Consider the following 15385-nt stretch of genomic DNA (forward strand, 5'->3'; position numbering starts at 1 on the left):
AGATGAAAAAAACCGCGATTGCGCTGCTGGCACTGCTTGCCGGCAGCGTCAGCCAGGCGGCGACGCCGTGGCAGAAAATAACCCAGCCCATAGCGGGCAGCGCGCAGTCGATCGGCAGCTTTTCGAACGGCTGTATCGTTGGCGCAGATACGCTTCCGGTCCAGTCGGAACACTATCAGGTCATGCGTACCGACCAACGCCGTTATTTTGGTCACCCCGATCTGGTGCTGTTCATTCAGCGTCTGAGCACCCGGGTGAATAACCTGGGGTTGGGAACGGTGCTGATTGGCGATATGGGCATGCCGGCCGGCGGCCGGTTTAACGGCGGCCACGCCAGCCATCAGAGCGGTCTGGATGTGGACATTTTCCTGCAATTACCAAAGACACGCTGGACTCAGGCGCAGTTGCTGCGACCGCAGGCGCTGGATTTGGTGGCCCGCGACGGAAAGCACGTTGTGCCTTCACTGTGGAAGCCGGAAATCTTTAGCCTGATTAAGCTCGCGGCGGAAGATAATGACGTCACCCGCATTTTCGTGAATCCGGCGATCAAACAACAGCTTTGCCTGGACGCAGGAAACGATCGCGACTGGTTGCGTAAAGTGCGACCCTGGTTCCAGCATCGCGCGCATATGCATGTACGATTACGGTGCCCTGCTGACAGCCTGGAGTGCGAAGATCAACCTTTGCCTCCGCCAGGCGACGGTTGTGGCGCTGAACTGCAAAGCTGGTTTGACCCCCCAAAACCTGGAACAACAAAGCCTGAGAAGAAGACACCGCCACCGTTGCCGCCTTCCTGCCAGGCGCTACTGGATGAGCATGTACTCTAATGGATAATTTCGCCGACCTGTTTATGGTCTCCCCGCTGCTGTTGGTTGTGCTGTTTTTTGTTGCGATGCTGGCTGGTTTTATCGATTCACTGGCGGGGGGCGGCGGACTGCTGACCATCCCCGCGCTGATGGCGGCAGGCATGTCTCCCGCTCAGGCGCTGGCCACCAATAAATTGCAGGCCTGCGGCGGCTCAATTTCCGCCTCTATCTACTTTATTCGCCGTAAGGTGGTGGATCTTGCCGATCAGAAACTGAATATCGCGATGACCTTTATTGGCTCGATGAGCGGCGCGCTGCTGGTGCAGCACGTGCAGGCAGACGTGCTTCGTCAGATCCTCCCGGTGCTGGTGATCTGCATCGGTCTCTATTTTTTGCTGATGCCAAAGCTGGGTGAAGATGATCGCCAGCGTCGCCTGTACGGCTTGCCGTTTGCGCTGGTCGCGGGGGGGTGCGTCGGATTTTACGACGGCTTCTTTGGCCCTGCCGCCGGGTCGTTTTACGCACTGGCGTTTGTCACGCTTTGCGGCTACAACCTCGCCAAATCCACCGCCCACGCCAAAGTGCTGAACGCCACGTCGAACATCGGCGGCCTACTGCTGTTTATGATTGGCGGTAAAGTGATCTGGGCAACCGGGTTCGTTATGTTGATTGGGCAGTTTCTCGGCGCGCGCATGGGCTCACGCCTGGTACTGAGCAAGGGACAAAAGCTGATTCGGCCTATGATCGTCATCGTCTCGGCGGTGATGAGCGCCAAACTACTTTATGATAACCATGGACAGGAGATTCTCCACTGGCTGGGGATGAATTAATGAAAAGTACACACCACTATGAACAGTTAATTACCCTGTTCAACGACTGCTTTGCTGACGATTTTAATACCCGTCTGATTAAAGGCGATGACGAACCGATCTATCTTCCTGCTGATGCAGAGGTGCCGTATCACCGGATCGTCTTTGCTCACGGTTTTTACGCCAGCGCCCTGCATGAGATTTCGCACTGGTGTATTGCCGGGAAAGCGCGCCGTGAACAGGTTGATTTTGGTTACTGGTACTGCCCGGACGGACGGGACGCGGCGACCCAAAGCAAGTTCGAAGATGTGGAAGTGAAACCGCAAGCGTTTGACTGGTTGTTTTGCGTGGCGGCGGGGTATCCGTTCAACGTCAGTTGCGACAACCTGGAAGGCGACGTCGAACCGGACCGCGTGGTGTTTCAGCGTCGGGTTCATGCGCAGGTGATGGAGTATCTGGAAAAGGGCATTCCTGAACGGCCGGCTCGCTTTATCAAAGCGTTACAAGATTATTATCACACGCCCGACCTTAAGGCGGAACAGTTCCCGTGGCCGGAAGCGCTAAACTAAAGCCAGCGCCACGTTTACAATGAGGAAAGAAGATGATCGCGGAGTTTGAAGCACGCATTCTGGCATTAATCGACGACATGGTTGAACACGCCAGCGACGATGAGCTGTTTGCCAGTGGGTATTTGCGTGGCCACCTGACGTTAGCCGTGGCGGAGCTGGAAGGGCGTGATGACCATTCCGCGGACGCCGTTTACGCCAACGTCACCAGCAGTCTCGAGAAAGCGATCGGTGCGGGTGAACTGTCACCACGCGATCAGGCGTTAGTCAAAGAGATGTGGGATGCGTTGTTCCAGAAGGCGACCAGCCAATAATCGCGCCTTTGCCGGATGGCGTCGCCATCCGGCATCACCCCATTATTTCACCGTTTTCCCTTTCCGTAATTTCCTGACCCATAAACGATTCGGATTGAGCGCCGCCAGCGTACCCGCATCCAGCGGAAGGGGTTCATTGCTCATTTGCGACGCCAGAATTTCCGCACACAGAGGCGCGGAGCACAAGCCGCGTGATCCCAGCGCGCCGAGCATAAAGAGATCCTCATGTACGGGCGCGTTTGCCGCTGATGAAGGATCCCTGGCCAGACTGGCGTACTGCGTTAGCGTGGCGGCGTAATCCGGTACATTGCCGACCATCGGTAAATGGTCGCGAGTAGCGCAGCGCACGCCGCAGCGCGCCTCTTTCCCGCTGATATCCACCTCTTGCGCCCATTTCGCCGTCGGGAAGCAGTCAATTAACCGCTGCCGGTTCTGCTGCTGATCGTCCTCACGATATTCCGTTGCGTCACTGCCGCGATGATAGCTGGCGCCAATACAATGGTGCTGGTTAGCCGGATTTACCGGGGTAAGATAACCGTCATAGCACAGCACCTGGCGAAGCGCGGAAAGGGCAGGCGTGGCGGGAATATGACTGACCTGACCGCCGACCGGGTAAACGGGTAACGGCTGTGTCTGTGTGAAGTGGTTAATCGCATGGCCGTTCGCCAGCACCACGACGTCGTGTTCAGCCTGCGTGCCGTCGGCAAAGCGCAGGGACAAGCCGTGCGCCGTCGCGCTTAGCGCGTCGACCGAATGACGGTAATGGCAACGTAGCCCCTGTTGTTCAGCCAGCGCCAGCACTGCGGCAGTCAATTGCGCCGGACACAGCCAGCCGCCCAGCGGATAGGAAATGCCAGCGCAGTCGATATCAACGCCGGTTAATGCTTCCATGTGTCCACTTTTTACCGCCTGCGCCAGCGCGTCGGGGAGTTCCAGCGACAACAGTTGCGCGATCTTCTGCTGGCTTTTTTCGTCCCAGCCGGCCTGCGTGACGCCGCACCAGTCATGATCGAAAACAACCGGGAGAGCATCGTACTGACGGCGTGCAAAGGTAAAGGCGGCGGGGAAAAAGAGATTTATCGCCGCATCGTGCTTGCTGAGCAGGGGATAAAGCGCACCCTGACGGTTTCCCGATGCGCCCTGGGCAGGTTTTTCGTCCGCGCAATAGAGCGTGACCCGCCAGCCGCGACGCAGCAGCGCCAGGGACAGCAGGGCGCTGGCGATACCGCCGCCAACAATAGCCGTTTCACGCTTAAGGCTGCCCTGGCGGACAAACCACGGCGCTCTGGCGACAGGCGTAAGTCTTTGAAGCATCGCCCCGCGCAGCATTTCACGCTTGCGGCCAAAACCTTTGTATTTCTGCATGGTGAAACCGGCTTCCTGTAAACCCCGGCGCACAAATCCCGCGGAGGTAAAGGTTGCCAGCGTACCGCCGGGTCGCGCCAGTCGCGCCATAGCGTTAAACAGTCCCGGGGTCCACATGTCCGGGTTTTTGGCGGGCGCGAAGCCGTCGAGAAACCAGGCGTCCACTTTCTGATGCAGACTGTCATCCAGTTGGTCGGTAAGTTCGTTAATATCTCCAAACCACAGATCGAGCGTGACGCGTCCTTCATCCAGCAGCAGGCGATGACAGCCCGCCAGCGGCAACGGCCACTGGGCGTGGAGTTGCTTTGCAAGCGCCGCCAGCTCAGGCCAGCGCTGGTGCGCGGCGACCAGATCGTCGTGGTGCAGGGGAAATTTTTCAAAACTGATAAAATGTAATCTTTGTAGCGTAGCCTCAGGGTGCGTGGCGCGAAACGCGGCAAACGCCTGCCAGAGCGTCAGAAAGTTCAGGCCAGTGCCGAAGCCGCTCTCTGCGACCACAAAAAGCGGGTCGGAATGTTCCGGAAAACGCTCAGGGATCCGGTTGCCGCCGAGAAAGACGTAACGTGTCTCTTCAAGGCCATTATCATTAGAAAAGTACACATCGTCGAAATCTCGGGAAACAGGTGTACCCTCAGCGTTGAATTCGAGGTTGGCGGGTTGTATGGCATTTTGTTTCACGTAAGTTACTCGTCTGACGGGCAGTGCCACGATCTTAGCGATGTGTGCCAGGCGGCGCAAATTTCCGGACAAAATGGCTGATCGGACTTGTTCGGCGTACAAGTGTACGCTATTGTGCCAGTCGAAACTTACTATAGTGCGACTTACAGAGGTATTGAATGAAACGTGCAGTGATTACTGGCTTGGGCATCGTTTCCAGCATCGGTAATAACCAGCAGGAAGTCCTGGCATCTCTGCGTGAAGGACGTTCAGGGATCACCTTCTCCGAAGAGTTTAAAGATGCGGGAATGCGTAGCCACGTATGGGGTAACGTCAAGCTGGATACAACCGGTTTGATCGACCGTAAAGTGGTTCGTTTCATGAACGATGCCTCTATTTATGCCTTTCTTTCCATGCAGCAGGCTATCGCTGACGCGGGCCTGAGCGATGAGGTGTATCAGAACAACCCGCGCGTGGGTCTGATTGCCGGTTCCGGCGGCTCCTCCAAAGCGCAGGTATTCGGTGCGGATGCTATGCGTAGCCCGCGCGGCCTGAAAGCGGTGGGGCCGTACGTCGTCACCAAAGCGATGGGCTCTGCGGTTTCCGCTTGCCTCGCGACGCCGTTTAAAATTCACGGCGTAAACTATTCGATCAGCTCCGCCTGTGCGACCTCCGCGCACTGCATTGGGAATGCGGTAGAGCAGATCCAACTGGGCAAACAGGACATCGTGTTTGCCGGCGGCGGCGAAGAGCTGGGCTGGGAAATGGCCTGTGAGTTCGACGCGATGGGCGCGCTGTCCACTAAGTACAACGATCAACCCGCTAAGGCGTCCCGGACTTATGATGCGCACCGTGACGGTTTCGTTATCGCTGGCGGCGGCGGGATGGTTGTGGTTGAAGAACTGGAGCACGCGATGGCCCGTGGCGCACGCATTTATGCGGAGATCGTCGGCTACGGCGCAACCTCCGATGGCGCAGACATGGTCGCGCCGTCCGGTGAAGGCGCGGTTCGCTGCATGCAGATGGCGATGCACGGCGTGGACACCCCCATCGACTACCTGAACTCCCACGGCACCTCTACGCCGGTTGGTGATGTGAAAGAACTGGGCGCCATTCGTGAAGTGTTTGGCGATAACAGCCCGGCTATTTCTGCGACGAAAGCCATGACCGGCCACTCTCTGGGCGCCGCTGGCGTGCAGGAAGCGATTTATTCTCTGCTGATGCTGGAACACGGTTTTATCGCGCCGAGCATTAACATTGAAGAGATGGACGAGCAGGCTGCCGGACTGAACATCGTGACTGAAACCACCGAGCGCGAACTGACGACCGTCATGTCCAACAGCTTTGGTTTCGGCGGCACCAACGCCACGCTGGTTATGCGCAAGCTGAAAGCGTAAGTGACAGGCCGGATAAGGCGTATCGCCGCTATCCGGCAGAACCTGATGATTTCAAAGGGGAGCTTTCAGGCTCCCTTTTTTGTTCTGCTGCCTGGAGTCATGCATGGCTGTCGTAGCTGAAAAAGAATCCACATCTTCTGCCAATTTCTCACTGTTCCGTATCGCCTTTGCGGTGTTCCTGACCTACATGACGGTTGGATTGCCGCTGCCCGTGATTCCACTTTTTGTCCACCATGAACTGGGCTATGGCAATACGATGGTGGGGATCGCCGTCGGGATCCAGTTTCTCGCCACCGTGTTAACGCGCGGCTATGCCGGACGGCTCGCCGATCAGTACGGCGCCAAGCGCTCGGCGTTGCAGGGCATGTTCGCCTGCGCGCTGGCGGGCGGGGCATGGCTGCTGGCGGCGCTGTTGCCCGTCTCTGCGCCGGTGAAATTTGCGCTGCTGATCGCAGGTCGTCTGATCCTCGGCTTTGGAGAAAGCCAGTTGCTTACCGGTACGCTGACCTGGGGGCTGGGTCTGGTGGGGCCAACGCGTTCCGGTAAAGTGATGTCCTGGAATGGGATGGCGATTTACGGCGCGCTGGCGGCAGGGGCGCCGCTGGGTTTACTCATCCACAGTCACTTTGGGTTTGCCGCGCTGGCAGGAACCACCATGGCGCTGCCGCTGCTGGCATGGGCATTTAACGGCACGGTACGTAAAGTGCCCGCGCAGACGGGAGAACGACCTTCTCTGTGGAGCGTGGTCGGGCTTATCTGGAAACCCGGTCTTGGCCTTGCGTTGCAGGGGGTGGGTTTTGCGGTTATCGGCACCTTTATTTCGCTCTATTTCGCCAGCCACGGCTGGGCAATGGCGGGTTTTACCCTCACCGCGTTCGGCGGTGCGTTTGTTCTCATGCGCGTGCTGTTTGGCTGGATGCCGGATCGCTTTGGCGGTGTTAAAGTCGCTATCGCTTCTTTATTGGTCGAGACCGTGGGTCTGGTGCTGCTATGGCTGGCGCCAACCGCGTGGATTGCTCTGCTTGGCGCGGCGTTAACCGGGGCGGGCTGCTCGCTTATTTTCCCCGCGCTGGGCGTTGAGGTGGTCAAGCGTGTCCCGGCGCAGGTACGCGGGACGGCGCTGGGGGGATACGCCGCGTTTCAGGATATCTCCTACGCCATCACTGGCCCGCTGGCGGGCGTGTTGGCCACATCCTGTGGCTATCCGTCAGTGTTCCTTGCGGGGGCGATTTCCGCCGTGGTAGGGATTCTGGTGACGATCCTGTCGTTTCGCCGGGGTTAAACCACCAGCCAGAAAATCAGCAGCGCAACCATCAGGGCGAGAAACAGCAGTCCGGGACGGGCGGCGGCCGCTTTGAAGGTTTCGATTACCGGGGTAAACGGGCTGTAGATTGGCTGAATATGAAGCGGATCGCTGAGCGCTTTGTCGCGCTCAACGCGGCGCAGGAAGATCTGATTCAGCAGATCCTGAACCTGGGCGGTGGTCAACACCGTCTGCGGCTGGATCTGCCAGGTGTGCTGGGCATACTCTTTCAGCGATGCCTGTTCTGCCGGCTCCAGTGGTTGCTTCAACGCCGCCTGCAGCGATTGCAGGGTCGGGGCGTGTTGCAGACTGAGCGTTTGCCGCGCCTGAAGCCAGGTCGCCAGATGGGTAAAATGCTTCGCCGGGATCAGCTCGCCGCTTTTCACGCCCGACAGTTCCAGCATGGATTGCCAGATAAGCTTACCGGACTCTCCCGTCGCGGCGGCCAGTTTGGTAACCAACTGGTTCAGGGTGTTGTGTTCCGCAGGCAACAGCGGGCGATCGGTTGCCGGGCGCTGTTGTGGTTGCGGAATAGACAATTGCCCCTGCTGGAGCAGCGTCAGTACATTCTTTAGCTGATCCGGCGTGAGCTGGCTGAGCGCCGTTTGTCCATATTGCTGGCGAATAAAATCGCTCACCGCCTGACGGTTATTCCCCTGGCTCAATAATTCCGTTAGCTGCGACAGCACCTGTCGGTTGGCATGATTTTGCTGGGCGACGCTCAGTCTCTGGCTGAGATTGTGCTCTGCGGCGGGGAAATGGCGGGACAACAACGGTGTGTCGCTTTTCACGCCAAGATCGTGTTTCATTCCGGCCCACACTTCCGCACTTTGCTGTTGCGTCAGTGAAATCAGGCGGGTTATCAGTCGCTCCAGTACCGTCCGCTGTTGAGTAGAGAGCGGTTGTTCGCCCGCAGCGGAAGAAGCGGGTTGCCCTTCACCCGGAGGGCGCGCGGGAGTACCGGAAATGGGTTGCATCATCACGTATCCTTAAACCATCAATCTTAGCAAAGTATGCCTGGCGGCCAGATTATGGCACACTTGCCCGGTTAACACTCGTTCTCAAACAGGTACGAAAGACGTGAAAATTCTCGTTGATGAAAATATGCCTTATGCCCGCGAATTGTTTAGCCGACTGGGCGAGGTAAAAGCGGTTCCTGGCCGCCCAATTCCGGTTGCTGAACTGGACGATGCGGACGCCCTCATGGTGCGTTCGGTCACCAAAGTGAATGAAGCGTTGCTGGCGGGGAAACCGGTGAAATTTGTCGGCACGGCAACGGCGGGAACCGATCACGTGGATGACCGCTGGCTTGCGCAGGCCGGTATTGGTTTTTCGGCGGCGCCTGGCTGTAACGCGATTGCGGTCGTCGAGTACGTCTTTTCCGCGCTGCTGATGCTGGCCGAACGCGACGGCTTTGCCCTGCGCGATCGTACCGTAGGTATTGTGGGGGTCGGTAACGTTGGCCGCCGTTTACAGGCGCGGCTGGAAGCGTTCGGCGTGCGTACGCTGCTGTGCGATCCGCCGCGGGCGGATCGGGGCGACGAAGGCGATTTCCGCTCGCTTGACGAGCTGGTGCGGGAGGCGGATATCCTGACCTTCCATACGCCGCTGTTTAAAGACGGTCCGTACAAGACTTTGCATCTGGCGGATGAAGCGCTGATCGCCCGTCTGAAGCCAGGGACGATCCTGATCAACGCCTGTCGTGGCGCGGTTGTGGATAACGCGGCGCTGCTGGCGCGCCTGAACGCGGGACAGCAGTTGAGCGTAGTGCTGGACGTGTGGGAAGGGGAGCCGGACCTGAACGTAGAACTGCTCAGTAAAGTGGATATCGGTACGCCGCATATTGCGGGCTATACGCTGGAAGGCAAAGCGCGCGGAACCACCCAGGTCTTTGAAGCGTTTAGCGCGTTTATCGGGCGCGCCCAACATGTCGCGCTTGATACGCTGCTGCCCGCCCCGGAATTTGGCCGTATCACGCTCCACGGCCCGTTAGATCAGCCAACGCTGAAAAGACTGGCGCATTTGGTGTATGATGTGCGCCGCGACGATGCGCCGCTGCGTCACGTCGCCGGGATACCGGGTGAATTCGATAAACTGCGCAAGACTTACCTTGAGCGCCGCGAATGGTCGTCACTGTATGTGATGTGCGACGACGCCAGCGCCGCCGCGCTATTGCATCAGCTCGGGTTTAACGCCGTTCATCATCCGGCTCGCTAACATTCTTTTTGTCGCTCCCTGCCTGCAGCGGGGAGCTTTGCTATTTCTGGAGTAAACCACCATGTCTGAAGGCTGGAATATTGCCGTTCTCGGCGCGACGGGCGCCGTTGGCGAAGCGTTGCTTGAAACTCTGGCAGAACGCCAGTTCCCGGTCGGTGAGATCTATGCGCTGGCGCGGCCAGAAAGCGCGGGTGAACATCTGCGTTTTGCCGGAAAAACGGTAACGGTGCAGGACGCGGCAGAGTTCGACTGGACGCAGGCGCAGCTGGCGTTTTTTGTCGCGGGCGTAGAAGCTACGGCGGCCTGGGTGGACGACGCCACCAACGCAGGATGCCTGGTGATTGACTCCAGCGGTCTGTTCGCCCTTGAGCCGGACGTGCCGCTGGTGGTGCCGGAAGTGAACCCGTTCGTGCTGGCGGACTACCGTAACCGTAACGTTATCGCTGTCCCGAACAGCCTGACCAGCCAACTGCTGGCGTCGCTGAAGCCGCTGATCGACCAGGGCGGTTTGTCCCGCATCAGTGTGACCAGCCTGCTTTCGGCCTCCGCACAGGGCAAAAAGGCGGTCGATGCTCTCGCCGGGCAGAGCGCGAAGCTGCTGAACGGGATCCCGATCGATGAGGACGATTTCTTTGGTCGCCAGTTGGCCTTCAACATGTTACCGCTGTTGCCGGACAGGGAAGGCAGCGTGCGCGAAGAGCGCTGTATCGTCGATGAAGTGCGCAAAATTATGCAGGATGACGGGCTGATGATCTCCGTAAGCTGTGTGCGGTCGCCGGTGTTTTACGGCCACGCGCAGATGGTCGCGTTTGAAGCCCTGCGTCCGCTGGCGGCAGAAGAGGCCCGTGACGCCTTCGCCCAGGGCGAGGATATCATGCTGTCCGACGAGACGGATTTCCCCACTCAGGTCGGCGATGCGTCTGGCAACGCGCAGCTTTCCGTAGGCTGTGTGCGTAACGACTACGGTATGCCGGAGCAAGTACAGTTCTGGTCGGTGGCCGATAACGTTCGCTTTGGCGGCGCCCTGATGGCGGTGAAAATTGCCGAGAAGCTGGTGCAGGAGTATCTCTACTAATGTCCGACCAGCTACAGCCGCCGGTGTATAAAATTGCGCTGGGCATTGAGTATGACGGCAGCAAATATTATGGCTGGCAGCGTCAGAACGAAGTGCGCAGCGTGCAGGAAAAGCTGGAAAAAGCACTCTCCCAGGTTGCCAACGAGCCGATTACCGTCTTCTGCGCCGGGCGTACCGATGCGGGCGTTCACGGCACCGGGCAGGTCGTCCATTTCGAAACGACCGCACAGCGAAAAGACGCGGCGTGGACGTTAGGCGTAAATGCGAATTTACCTGGTGACATTGCCGTGCGTTGGGTGAAAGCTGTACCGGACGATTTTCATGCCCGGTTTAGCGCCACGGCTCGTCGTTATCGTTACATCATCTACAATAATCGGCTGCGTCCGGCGGTTTTAGCCAAAGGCGTCACGCATTACTATGAGCCGCTGGATGCCGAGCGGATGCACCGCGCGGCGCAATGCCTGATTGGCGAGAACGATTTTACCTCGTTTCGCGCCGTTCAGTGCCAGTCGCGCACGCCGTGGCGTAACGTGATGCATATTAGCGTGTCGCGTTACGGCGCATATGTGGTGGTCGATATCAAAGCCAATGCCTTTGTACATCATATGGTCAGGAATATTGTCGGCAGCCTGATGGAAGTGGGCGCCAACAACCAGCCGGAGAGCTGGATAGCAGAGCTGTTAGCGGCAAAGGACAGAACGCTTGCAGCGGCAACGGCGAAAGCGGAAGGGCTGTATCTGGTCGCGGTGGATTATCCGGACCGGTTTGATCTTCCGAAACCGCCTATGGGCCCGCTGTTCCTGGCGGACTAATTCGCGTCGTAAAAGGCATAATTATGGACCTGATTTACTTTCTTATTGATTTCATCCTGCACATCGATGTGCATCTGGCAGAGCTGGTTGCCGAATATGGCATCTGGGTATACGCCATTTTGTTCCTGATTTTGTTTTGTGAAACGGGTCTGGTGGTCACGCCGTTCCTGCCGGGAGATTCCCTGCTGTTCGTTGCCGGGGCGCTGGCGTCGCTGCCCAATAACGATCTCAACGTCCATATGATGGTGGTATTAATGCTGATTGCCGCAATTGTTGGCGACGCGGTTAACTACACCATTGGCCGACTGTTCGGCGATAAGCTTTTCAGCAACCCGGACTCGAAAATTTTCCGCCGCAGTTACCTCGACAAAACCCACCAGTTTTACGAGAAGCATGGCGGCAAAACCATCATTCTCGCCCGCTTTGTGCCGATCGTCAGAACGTTCGCGCCGTTCGTGGCGGGAATGGGGCATATGTCTTATCGTCATTTTGCCGCTTACAACGTGATTGGCGCGCTGTTGTGGGTATTGCTATTTACCTACGCGGGCTACTTCTTCGGCACTCTCCCGATGATCCAGGATAACCTGAAGCTGTTGATCGTCGGCATTATCGTGGTGTCCATATTGCCCGGCGTTTACGAAATTATTCGTCATAAACGTGCTGCGTCGCGTGTAACAAAATAGAAACTAACACAGCGGTTCGACCACTTTTTTATCCAAAGTTACGGGCTGTTATGTTTTAATGTGCAACATTCATGGTCTGTTGGGGGCAAAAATGGCATCATGCGCCCCTTATAACAAAGCTAACCAGGGTTCAGGCAGAAAGGTCACCAATGAGCTGGATTGAACGAATTAAAAGCAACATTACTCCAACCCGCAAGGCAAGCATTCCTGAAGGGGTGTGGACCAAATGTGATAGCTGCGGTCAGGTTTTATATCGCGCTGAGCTGGAACGTAATCTTGAGGTCTGTCCGAAGTGTGACCATCACATGCGCATGTCGGCGCGCAATCGCCTGCATAGCCTGTTAGATGAAGGTTCTCTTGTGGAGCTGGGTAGCGAACTTGAGCCGAAAGACGTGCTGAAGTTCCGTGACTCCAAGAAGTATAAAGATCGTCTGGCTTCCGCGCAGAAGGAAACCGGCGAAAAAGACGCGCTGGTGGTCATGAAAGGTACGCTTCACGGCATGCCGGTTGTCGCGGCGGCGTTTGAGTTTGCCTTTATGGGCGGTTCCATGGGATCTGTTGTCGGTGCGCGTTTCGTCCGCGCCGTTGAGCAGGCGCTGGAAGATAACTGCCCGCTGATCTGCTTCTCCGCGTCCGGCGGCGCGCGTATGCAGGAAGCGCTGATGTCGTTGATGCAGATGGCGAAAACTTCCGCTGCGCTGGCGAAAATGCAGGAACGCGGTCTGCCGTACATTTCGGTGCTTACTGACCCGACAATGGGTGGCGTATCCGCAAGCTTCGCGATGCTGGGCGATCTTAATATCGCTGAACCGAAAGCGTTGATTGGCTTCGCCGGTCCGCGCGTGATCGAGCAAACCGTTCGTGAGAAACTGCCGCCGGGATTCCAGCGCAGTGAGTTTCTGATCGAAAAAGGCGCTATCGATATGATTGTCCGCCGTCCGGAAATGCGCCTGAAACTGGCCAGCATTCTGGCGAAGCTGATGAACTTACCCGCGCCGAATCCGGATGCTCCACGTGAAGGCGTGGTGGTACCTCCGGTACCGGATCAGGAACCCGAGGCCTGATAATTTACTCTATGGTTTTCGAGTTGCAGGTAGGCGGCAAGAGAGTTCATCCCGATGAGCTTGCACAGGCAAGTGATTCGGGTGAACGAGAGCAGCCAACAAGCCTGCAGCTTGAAAGACGACGAGTACAAAAGGGCAGGGCCAGCTGGCGCTGCCTTTTGCTTTTCTCAATGTAACCAATTTACGGGCATCATGGATAACAAACGCATTCCCCAAGCCGCGTCGCCCCTGGCCTCGTGGCTTTCTTATCTGGAAAATCTCCACGCCAAAACGATTGATATGGGTCTTGAGCGCGTAAGTCAGGTGGCAGCGAAACTGGACGTGTTAAAGCCCGCGCCATTTGTCTTTACCGTCGCCGGAACGAACGGCAAAGGCACAACCTGCCGCACGCTGGAGTCCGTATTGACGGCGGCAGGCTACAGCGTGGGCGTTTACAGTTCGCCGCATCTGGTCCGTTACACTGAGCGCGTGCGCATTGCGGGTAAAGAGCTGCCGGAATCGGCCCATACCGCCTCTTTTGCGGAAATTGAAGCTGCGCGCGGTGAGATTTCCCTGACCTATTTTGAGTACGGTACGCTATCCGCGCTGTGGCTGTTTAAGCAGGCGAATCTTGATGTCGTTATTCTGGAGGTGGGGTTAGGCGGTCGGCTGGACGCCACCAATATGGTGGATGCTGACGTCGCGGTGATCACCAGTATCGCGCTTGACCACACCGACTGGCTGGGACCGGATCGCGAAAGCATTGGCCGGGAAAAAGCCGGGATCTTCCGCGCTGAAAAACCGGCAATTGTTGGCGAACCGGAAATGCCGTATACCATCGCCGACGTCGCGCAGGAAAAAGGGGCTTTGCTCCAGCGACGCGGTGTAGACTGGCATTATGCGGTGTCGGGCGACAGCTGGTGTTTTACCGACGCCAACGGTACGTTAACCGGTTTGCCGTTGCCGCAGGTGCCGCAGCCAAACGCGGCGACGGCGCTGGCGGCGCTGCGCGCAAGCGGGCTTACGATCGGCGAGCAGGCGATCCGCGACGGTATTGCCGGGGCGATTCTACCCGGACGTTTTCAGATTGTGAGCGAGTCCCCACGGGTCATTCTCGATGTCGCGCATAATCCCCATGCGGCGGAATACCTGACCGGGCGACTGAAAGGGTTACCGAAACAAGGGCGCGTGCTGGCGGTTATCGGTATGCTACATGATAAGGATATTGCGGGAACGTTAGCCTGGTTGAAAAGCGTGGTCGACGACTGGTATTGTGCTCCGCTGGAAGGGCCGCGCGGCGCGACGGCGGAACAGCTGCTGGAACATCTGGGCCAGGGCACTGTCTATGACAGTGTCGCGCAGGCATGGCAGGCGGCGCTGGCGGAGGCGAAACCAGAAGATACCGTACTGGTATGTGGATCATTCCACACGGTGGCACATGTCATGGAAGTGATGGACGCGGGGAGAATCGGTGGCGAGTAAATTTCAGAATCGTTTAGTTGGCACAATTGTGCTGGTCGCACTGGGCGTGATTGTGCTTCCAGGCCTGCTCGACGGGCAAAAAAAGCATTATCAGGATGAGTTTGCCGCTATCCCGCTGGTGCCGAAACCGGGCGATCGCGATGAGCCTGATATGATGCCCGCCGCCACGCAGGCTTTGCCGACCCAGCCGCCGGAAGGCGCTGCGGAAGAAGTGCGCGCAGGCGATGCGGCGGCACCGTCGCTGGACCCTTCGCGCTATGCGTCGACCAACAATCCGGCGATTGATCCGGCGCCAGCGCCGGTTGAAAAGCCAAAACCAAAACCGGTTGAAAAACCGAAGCCGCAGCCGAAACCACAGCCGGTGGTAGAGCCGACAGCGCCAGCGCCTAAGCCCGCGGCAGAAGAAAAACCGGCACCGACCGGGAAAGCCTATGTTGTTCAGTTAGGGGCGTTGAAAAACGCCGACAAGGTCAATGAGATTGTGGGTAAACTTCGCGGCGCGGGTTACCGGGTATATACTGTGCCGTCGACGCCAGTGCAGGGAAAAATCACCCGCATCCTGGTCGGGCCGGACGCGTCTCGCGACAAGCTGAAAAGCGCGCTTGGTGAACTGAAACAGCTCTCCGGGCTAAGCGGAGTGGTGATGGGATACAGTCCGAACTAAGCCCCCTGTCGCCAGGCGCGACGCGGTTTTTCAGGCCGGATAAGGCGTTAACGACGCCATCCGGCAAGGCCAAAAACGGCCAAAAAGTATGATGGCGTTGAATATTTTTTCAGCGCCATTTTTATTTACGCGTGGGAAGGAAATCCCTACGCAAACGTTTTCTTTTTCTGTTAGAATGCGCCCCGAACAGGA

Annotated in this window: 15 protein-coding genes; 13 read left to right on the forward strand and 2 right to left on the reverse strand. The window is 57.7% G+C overall.

All coding sequences use genetic code 11. The features are described 5' to 3' along the window. The first annotated feature begins 2 nt into the window (after positions 1-2). Genes mepA through JY391_RS07205 form a run of 4 tightly spaced genes read left to right on the forward strand, consistent with a single transcriptional unit; the run spans position 3 to position 2495 of the window. Positions 3-827 (forward strand): penicillin-insensitive murein endopeptidase, encoded by an 825-nt coding sequence (gene mepA, locus JY391_RS07190; RefSeq protein ID WP_211935463.1) that lies wholly within the window; start codon positions 3-5, stop codon positions 825-827. Then, positions 827-1636, forward strand: a complete 810-nt coding sequence (locus JY391_RS07195; RefSeq protein WP_042290758.1) for a sulfite exporter TauE/SafE family protein — start codon at positions 827-829, stop codon at positions 1634-1636. Before mepA ends, JY391_RS07195 begins: the two co-directional genes overlap by 1 nt. Continuing rightward, positions 1636-2184, forward strand: a complete 549-nt coding sequence (locus tag JY391_RS07200; RefSeq protein WP_211935464.1) for an elongation factor P hydroxylase — start codon at positions 1636-1638, stop codon at positions 2182-2184. Before JY391_RS07195 ends, JY391_RS07200 begins: the two co-directional genes overlap by 1 nt. Positions 2185-2216: 32 nt before the next feature. Further along, a complete protein-coding gene (locus JY391_RS07205; RefSeq protein WP_042290754.1) occupies positions 2217-2495 on the forward strand; it encodes a YfcL family protein in 279 nt (92 codons plus the stop codon). A 42-nt stretch (positions 2496-2537) separates the two neighbouring features. Here JY391_RS07205 and mnmC read toward each other — a convergent pair whose 3' ends face one another. Next, positions 2538-4538 (reverse strand): bifunctional tRNA (5-methylaminomethyl-2-thiouridine)(34)-methyltransferase MnmC2/FAD-dependent 5-carboxymethylaminomethyl-2-thiouridine(34) oxidoreductase MnmC1, encoded by a 2001-nt coding sequence (mnmC, locus tag JY391_RS07210; protein WP_211935465.1) that lies wholly within the window; start codon positions 4536-4538, stop codon positions 2538-2540. Between the two features lie 158 nt (positions 4539-4696). On the opposite strand from mnmC, the gene fabB reads away from it, so the two are divergent. Next, the gene (fabB, locus tag JY391_RS07215) at positions 4697-5914 is read left to right on the forward strand and encodes a beta-ketoacyl-ACP synthase I (protein ID WP_211935466.1); all 1218 of its coding nucleotides are present in this window, start codon (positions 4697-4699) and stop codon (positions 5912-5914) included. 103 nt (positions 5915-6017) lie between these two features. After that, positions 6018-7196, forward strand: a complete 1179-nt coding sequence (locus JY391_RS07220) for an MFS transporter (RefSeq protein WP_042290748.1) — start codon at positions 6018-6020, stop codon at positions 7194-7196. Here JY391_RS07220 and flk read toward each other — a convergent pair. Beyond that, positions 7193-8194, reverse strand: a complete 1002-nt coding sequence (gene flk, locus JY391_RS07225) for a flagella biosynthesis regulator Flk (protein ID WP_042290948.1) — start codon at positions 8192-8194, stop codon at positions 7193-7195. The two genes, JY391_RS07220 and flk, sit on opposite strands and share 4 nt — an antisense overlap. A gap of 103 nt (positions 8195-8297) precedes the next feature. On the opposite strand from flk, the gene pdxB reads away from it, so the two are divergent. The 7 genes from pdxB (at position 8298) to dedD (ending at position 15193) form a co-directional block, all read left to right on the forward strand. Continuing rightward, on the forward strand, positions 8298-9434 hold the full coding sequence (gene pdxB / locus JY391_RS07230) for a 4-phosphoerythronate dehydrogenase PdxB (protein ID WP_042290746.1): 1137 nt from the start codon (positions 8298-8300) through the stop codon (positions 9432-9434). Between the two features lie 61 nt (positions 9435-9495). Next, on the forward strand, positions 9496-10509 hold the full coding sequence (locus JY391_RS07235; protein WP_042290745.1) for an aspartate-semialdehyde dehydrogenase: 1014 nt from the start codon (positions 9496-9498) through the stop codon (positions 10507-10509). Beyond that, positions 10509-11321 (forward strand): tRNA pseudouridine(38-40) synthase TruA, encoded by an 813-nt coding sequence (gene truA / locus JY391_RS07240; RefSeq protein ID WP_211935467.1) that lies wholly within the window; start codon positions 10509-10511, stop codon positions 11319-11321. Before JY391_RS07235 ends, truA begins: the two co-directional genes overlap by 1 nt. Positions 11322-11344: 23 nt before the next feature. After that, positions 11345-12004: a DedA family protein gene (locus tag JY391_RS07245; protein ID WP_042290742.1), complete on the forward strand. Its 660-nt coding sequence runs from the start codon at positions 11345-11347 to the stop codon at positions 12002-12004. Between the two features lie 149 nt (positions 12005-12153). Then, positions 12154-13068 (forward strand): acetyl-CoA carboxylase, carboxyltransferase subunit beta, encoded by a 915-nt coding sequence (accD, locus tag JY391_RS07250; protein WP_042290740.1) that lies wholly within the window; start codon positions 12154-12156, stop codon positions 13066-13068. 192 nt (positions 13069-13260) lie between these two features. Beyond that, entirely contained in the window at positions 13261-14529 is a 1269-nt protein-coding gene (gene folC / locus JY391_RS07255; RefSeq protein ID WP_042290738.1) for a bifunctional tetrahydrofolate synthase/dihydrofolate synthase, read from the forward strand. Beyond that, entirely contained in the window at positions 14519-15193 is a 675-nt protein-coding gene (gene dedD / locus JY391_RS07260) for a cell division protein DedD (protein WP_181822818.1), read from the forward strand. The genes folC and dedD overlap by 11 nt, the downstream gene beginning before the upstream one ends. The last annotated feature ends 192 nt before the right edge of the window (positions 15194-15385 follow it).

Origin of the sequence: Citrobacter sedlakii (genome assembly GCF_018128425.1) — a bacterium.
GTDB lineage: Bacteria > Pseudomonadota > Gammaproteobacteria > Enterobacterales > Enterobacteriaceae > Citrobacter_A > Citrobacter_A sedlakii.

What these genes read in the sequence shown, in the direction of transcription:
- flk (WP_042290948.1), bottom strand. Translation starts at nt 8,194, where the DNA reads ATGCAACCCATTTCCGGTACTCCCGCGCGCCCTCCGGGTGAAGGGCAA.
- JY391_RS07235 (WP_042290745.1), top strand. Translation starts at nt 9,496, where the DNA reads ATGTCTGAAGGCTGGAATATTGCCGTTCTCGGCGCGACGGGCGCCGTT.
- fabB (WP_211935466.1), top strand. Translation starts at nt 4,697, where the DNA reads ATGAAACGTGCAGTGATTACTGGCTTGGGCATCGTTTCCAGCATCGGT.
- JY391_RS07195 (WP_042290758.1), top strand. Translation starts at nt 827, where the DNA reads ATGGATAATTTCGCCGACCTGTTTATGGTCTCCCCGCTGCTGTTGGTT.
- truA (WP_211935467.1), top strand. Translation starts at nt 10,509, where the DNA reads ATGTCCGACCAGCTACAGCCGCCGGTGTATAAAATTGCGCTGGGCATT.
- JY391_RS07205 (WP_042290754.1), top strand. Translation starts at nt 2,217, where the DNA reads ATGATCGCGGAGTTTGAAGCACGCATTCTGGCATTAATCGACGACATG.
- JY391_RS07200 (WP_211935464.1), top strand. Translation starts at nt 1,636, where the DNA reads ATGAAAAGTACACACCACTATGAACAGTTAATTACCCTGTTCAACGAC.
- JY391_RS07220 (WP_042290748.1), top strand. Translation starts at nt 6,018, where the DNA reads ATGGCTGTCGTAGCTGAAAAAGAATCCACATCTTCTGCCAATTTCTCA.
- JY391_RS07245 (WP_042290742.1), top strand. Translation starts at nt 11,345, where the DNA reads ATGGACCTGATTTACTTTCTTATTGATTTCATCCTGCACATCGATGTG.
- mepA (WP_211935463.1), top strand. Translation starts at nt 3, where the DNA reads ATGAAAAAAACCGCGATTGCGCTGCTGGCACTGCTTGCCGGCAGCGTC.
- accD (WP_042290740.1), top strand. Translation starts at nt 12,154, where the DNA reads ATGAGCTGGATTGAACGAATTAAAAGCAACATTACTCCAACCCGCAAG.
- folC (WP_042290738.1), top strand. Translation starts at nt 13,261, where the DNA reads ATGGATAACAAACGCATTCCCCAAGCCGCGTCGCCCCTGGCCTCGTGG.